This is a genomic window from Streptomyces sp. SID486, from assembly GCF_009865385.1.
In the GTDB taxonomy this organism is placed as follows: Bacteria; Actinomycetota; Actinomycetes; order Streptomycetales; family Streptomycetaceae; genus Streptomyces.
Genome location: NZ_WWJT01000150.1, coordinates 1 through 4,450, shown reverse-complemented (window position 1 = coordinate 4,450; position 4,450 = coordinate 1). Strand labels below are relative to the sequence as shown.

Genomic DNA, 4,450 nt, shown 5'->3' with positions numbered 1-4,450 from the left:
GCGGGCGCCCCGGGACGGCGGTACGAGAAGCAGCGGGCGCCCGAAGGGGGCGCCCGGTGGGAAGCGGGGGCGCCCGGTGTCGTACCGGGCGCCCGCCGCATTCGTCTGCGTCAGGCCGACGCGGCGTCCGCCGCCTGGGCCTTCAGCGCGCGCTCGATGCCCGAGCGGGACTCCGAGACGAGACGGCGCAGGGCCGGGCTCGGCTCGGCGGCGGCCAGCCAGGCGTCCGTCTTGGCCAGCGTCTCCGCGGAGATCTGGACCGACGGGTACAGGCCGACGGCGATCTGCTGAGCCATCTCGTGCGAACGGGACTCCCAGACACCCTTGAGGACCTCGAAGTAGGCGTCGGTGTAGGACGCGAGCAGCTCCCGCTGGTCGGTCTGCACGAAGCCGCTGATCACGGCCTCCTGCACGGCGTTGGGCAGGGTGTCGGACTCGACGACCGAGGCCCACGCCTCCGCCTTCGCCTCCGGCGTCGGCCGGGACGCGCGCGCGGTGGCCGCGTGCCGCTCACCGGCCGCCGTCCGGTCCCGCTCGTACTCGGCCGCGATGTCCGCCTCGTCGTACTGCCCGACGGCCACCAGCCGCTCCACGAACGCCCAGCGCAGCTCCGTGTCGACGGCCAGGCCCTCGATGGTCGTCGCGCCGTCCAGCAGGGCCTCCAGCAGGTCCACCTGCTCCGGCGTCCGGGCCGTCGCCGCGAAGGCGCGGGCCCAGGCCAGCTGGTGGTCGCTGCCCGGCTCGGCCGCCCGCAGGTGGGCCAGCGTGGCGTCCGTCCAGCGGGTCAGCAGGGCGTCCCGGGTGGCCGGGTCGGCGTACAGGTCGATGGCCAGCTTGACCTGGCGGTGCAGCGACTGCACGACGCCGATGTCGGACTCCTTGCCGATGCCGGACAGCACCAGCGAGAGGTAGTCACGGGTGGCCAGTTCGGCGTCCCGCGTCATGTCCCAGGCCGACGCCCAGCACAGGGCACGCGGCAGGGACGACTCGAAGTCGCCGAGGCGCTCGGTGACGGTCCGCAGCGACTCCTCGTCCAGCCGGACCTTGGCGTAGGACAGGTCGTCGTCGTTGAGCAGGACGACCGCCGGGCGGCGCCGGCCGGCCAGCTGCGGTACGGCCGTCAGCTCGCCGTCCACGTCCAGCTCGATCCGGTCGGTGCGCACCAGCTTGCCGCTCGCCTCGTCGGTCTCGTACAGGCCGACCGCGATGCGGTGCGGGCGCAGGGTCGGCTCCCCCTGGGCGCCTGCGGGCAGCGCCGGGGCCTCCTGGCGGACGGCGAAGGAGGTGATGACCCCGTCGGCGTCGGTGGTGATCTCCGGCCGCAGGATGTTGATGCCGGCGGTCTCCAGCCACTTCTTCGACCAGGTCTTCAGGTCGCGGCCGGAGGTCTCCTCCAGGGCGCCCAGCAGGTCGGCCAGGCGGGTGTTGCCGTACGCGTGCCGCTTGAAGTAGCCCTGGACGCCCTTGAAGAACTCGTCCTCGCCGACGTACGCCACCAGCTGCTTGAGGACGCTCGCGCCCTTGGCGTAGGTGATGCCGTCGAAGTTGACGAGCACGTCGTCCAGGTCGCGGATCTCCGCCATGATCGGGTGCGTGGACGGCAGCTGGTCCTGCCGGTACGCCCAGGTCTTCATCGAGTTCGCGAACGTGGTCCACGACTGCGGCCACTTCGAGCCGGGCGCGGCGGCCTGGCAGGCGACCTCGGCGTAGGTGGCGAACGACTCGTTCAGCCACAGGTCGTTCCACCACTCCATGGTGACCAGGTCACCGAACCACATGTGGGCCAGCTCGTGCAGGATCGTGGCGGCCCGCACCTCGTACGCCGCGTCGGTCACCTTGGACCGGAAGACGTACTGGTCACGGATGGTGACCGCGCCCGCGTTCTCCATGGCGCCCGCGTTGAACTCGGGCACGAAGAGCTGGTCGTACTTCTCGAAGGGGTAGGCGTAGTCGAACTTCTCCTGGAACCAGTCGAAGCCCTGCCGGGTCACGTCGAAGATCGCGTCCGAGTCGAGGAACTCGGCGAGCGAGGGCCGGCAGTAGATGCCGAGCGGGACGGTCCGGCCGTCCTTCTCGTACACGCTGTGCACGGAGTGGTACGGGCCGACGATCAGCGCCGTGACGTACGTCGACAGGCGCGGGGTCGGCTCGAAGACCCAGACGTTGTCCTTCGGCTCCGGGGTCGGCGAGTTGGAGACGACCGTCCAGCCCTCGGGGGCCTTCACGGTGAACTGGAAGGTGGCCTTCAGGTCCGGCTGCTCGAAGGAGGCGAAGACGCGGCGGGCGTCCGGCACCTCGAACTGCGTGTACAGGTACGCCTGCTCGTCCACCGGGTCGACGAAGCGGTGCAGGCCCTCGCCCGTGTTGGTGTAGGCGCAGTCCGCGGTGACCCGCAGGACGTTGCGGCCCTCCAGCAGTCCCGGCAGGGCGATCCGCGAGTCCCCGAAGACCTCGGACGGGTCCAGCCGGTCGCCGTTGAGGACCACCTCGTGGACGGCCGGGGCCACCAGGTCGATGAAGGACTCGGCACCGCCGCGGGCCACGTCGAAGCGCACCGTGGTCACGGACCGGTAGGTACCGCCCTCCTGCGCGCCGGAGAGGTCGAGATCGATCTCGTACGAGTCCACGGAGAGCAGCTCGGCCCGCTGCCGTGCCTCGTCGCGAGTCAGGTTTGTGCCAGGCACCCGGTCATCTCCTCGTTCTGTGTCGGTCGCGCCATCCTTCCATGGGATCCACACGGAACGCGATGTCCATATCCCGCCGGTGGGTGCGGCGGCCCGGCGGGACGCTGGGGGCATGACGACGCACATCGCACGCCCCATCACCCCCGGGGTCCTGGAGGAACTGCGCACCGCCGACGACGCCGGCCGGCCCGTGGCGCCGTTCACCGACGAGGAGGGCGGCGCGCCGCTGCGCTGCTGTCTGCGCCACGGCGAGCCCGGGGAGCGGATCGCCCTCGTCTCGTACGCGCCGCTGCGCCGCTGGGCCGCGCGGACGGGCGCCGACCCGGGGGCCTACGACGAGCAGGGCCCGGTCTTCATCCACGCCGAGGACTGCGCCGGCCCGTCCGGCGAGGCCCTGCCGTTCACCGACGCCCACCGCACACTGCGCCGCTACTCGGCCGACGGCCGGATCCTCGGCGGCCGGCTGGTGACGGACGCGGAGGCGTTCCGGCCCGCCCTCGCGGCGGCCTTCGACGACCCGGAGGTGGCCCTGGTCCATGTCCGGGCGGTGGAGTACGGGTGCTTCCTGTACGAGGTCCGCAGGCCCTGAGCCGGCCCGGGCGCCGGGCCCGCGGCATGCCGGAGCCGGACGGGCGAGGGCCCGTCCGGCTCCGGTCCGGTCGTTGCGGACGCGGTGTCCGCCACCGCGATCAGCCCACGACGACGACCACGACACCGGTACCGACGAGGCCGTTGCGGAATCCGTTGCCGAAGAAGTTGTACCCGTAGCCGTAACCGCCGCAGGGTCCGTACCAGCCGCAGCCGCGGTTGGTGGTGACCTGGTGCGGGGTCGCGGCCGAGGCCGTACCGGCCACGCTGATCGTGGCGCCGCCGGCCAGGAGAACGCCGGCCGCGGAGACCGCGAGGAGACGCCTCACTCGTTGTGCTTTCATGGGCCTACCTTCCTTCCACGCCCTCGTCGGGGTTTCCGGGGTTTCCGGTACGGGGCGATGGCCGCTGCCGCGGTGCGGACGGGCACTGCGCGGTCGTGTACGGTCGCGGGGCGACAGGCACGGCCTGTCGACGTCGGGGCTGCCGGCCCCGGTGATCAGGGCACTCACCGCCTGGCGGGGTACACCGCCCGATCGCGGCCCTCCTCCAACACGCTAGCCGCCCCCCGATCGCTCGGCATCTCGAACGGCCCGCGGCCGACGCCCGCCCCGAGGGGCCGGGCACGCGAGCGGCTCCGGTGGCACCGGCCGCCGTCACCGGCCCGGTGCTCGCCCCGGACCGGTCGGTCTTGCCGCACCGGCCGCCGTCACCGGCCCGGAAACCGACCCGGTGACCGGCCCGGACCGGTCAGTCGGGCCGCCAGGTCCAGCATCGTCCGCACGTGCAGGGCCGTCTGCGCGGACACCGGAACCCAGCGCAGCTCGTACGTCTTGCCGAGTTCCCGGCACCACTCGCCCACCAGGGCCGTGAGCGTGTCGGCGGTCACGGGATCGGTGCCGGCCAGGGCCCGGCGCGCCATGGCCGCCGCGCGCAGCGGGATGCGCCGGGCGGCCACGTCGAGGGTCGCGAAGTGCCCCCGGGAGCCGCCGCGCTCCCGCGTCCAGCCGGCGGCGACGGACGGGGCCACGGCGAGCAGCTCGCGGGCGGCGGTGTGCAGGGGCAGCAGGTCTTCGGGGACGCCGCCGGCCGGGGCGCTCCCGAGCAGTGCCCGCAGCTCGCCGGTGCGGGCCAGCAGCAGCTCCGCCGCCCGCGCACCCTCCCGCCGCGGGTCGGGG

3 protein-coding genes and 1 pseudogene are annotated in these 4,450 nt (G+C 73.3%); 1 reads left to right on the top strand and 3 read right to left on the bottom strand.

Annotated elements, in window-relative coordinates:
• Nucleotides 1-110: 110 nt before the first annotated feature.
• Entirely contained in the window at nucleotides 111-2,684 is a 2,574-nt protein-coding gene (gene pepN, locus GT045_RS07435; protein ID WP_161297326.1) for an aminopeptidase N, read from the bottom strand.
• A gap of 112 nt (nucleotides 2,685-2,796) precedes the next feature.
• Here pepN and GT045_RS07430 point away from each other — a divergent pair, with 112 nt between their 5' ends.
• The gene (locus tag GT045_RS07430) at nucleotides 2,797-3,273 is read left to right on the top strand and encodes a DUF1203 domain-containing protein (protein WP_161333675.1); all 477 of its coding nucleotides are present in this window, start codon (nucleotides 2,797-2,799) and stop codon (nucleotides 3,271-3,273) included.
• A gap of 100 nt (nucleotides 3,274-3,373) precedes the next feature.
• Here the strand turns inward: GT045_RS07430 and GT045_RS07425 are convergent, their stop codons facing one another.
• A complete protein-coding gene (locus tag GT045_RS07425) occupies nucleotides 3,374-3,616 on the bottom strand; it encodes a hypothetical protein (RefSeq protein ID WP_202516440.1) in 243 nt (80 codons plus the stop codon).
• A gap of 365 nt (nucleotides 3,617-3,981) precedes the next feature.
• Nucleotides 3,982-4,450: pseudogene (locus GT045_RS07420) on the bottom strand (3-hydroxyacyl-CoA dehydrogenase); the annotation flags it as partial.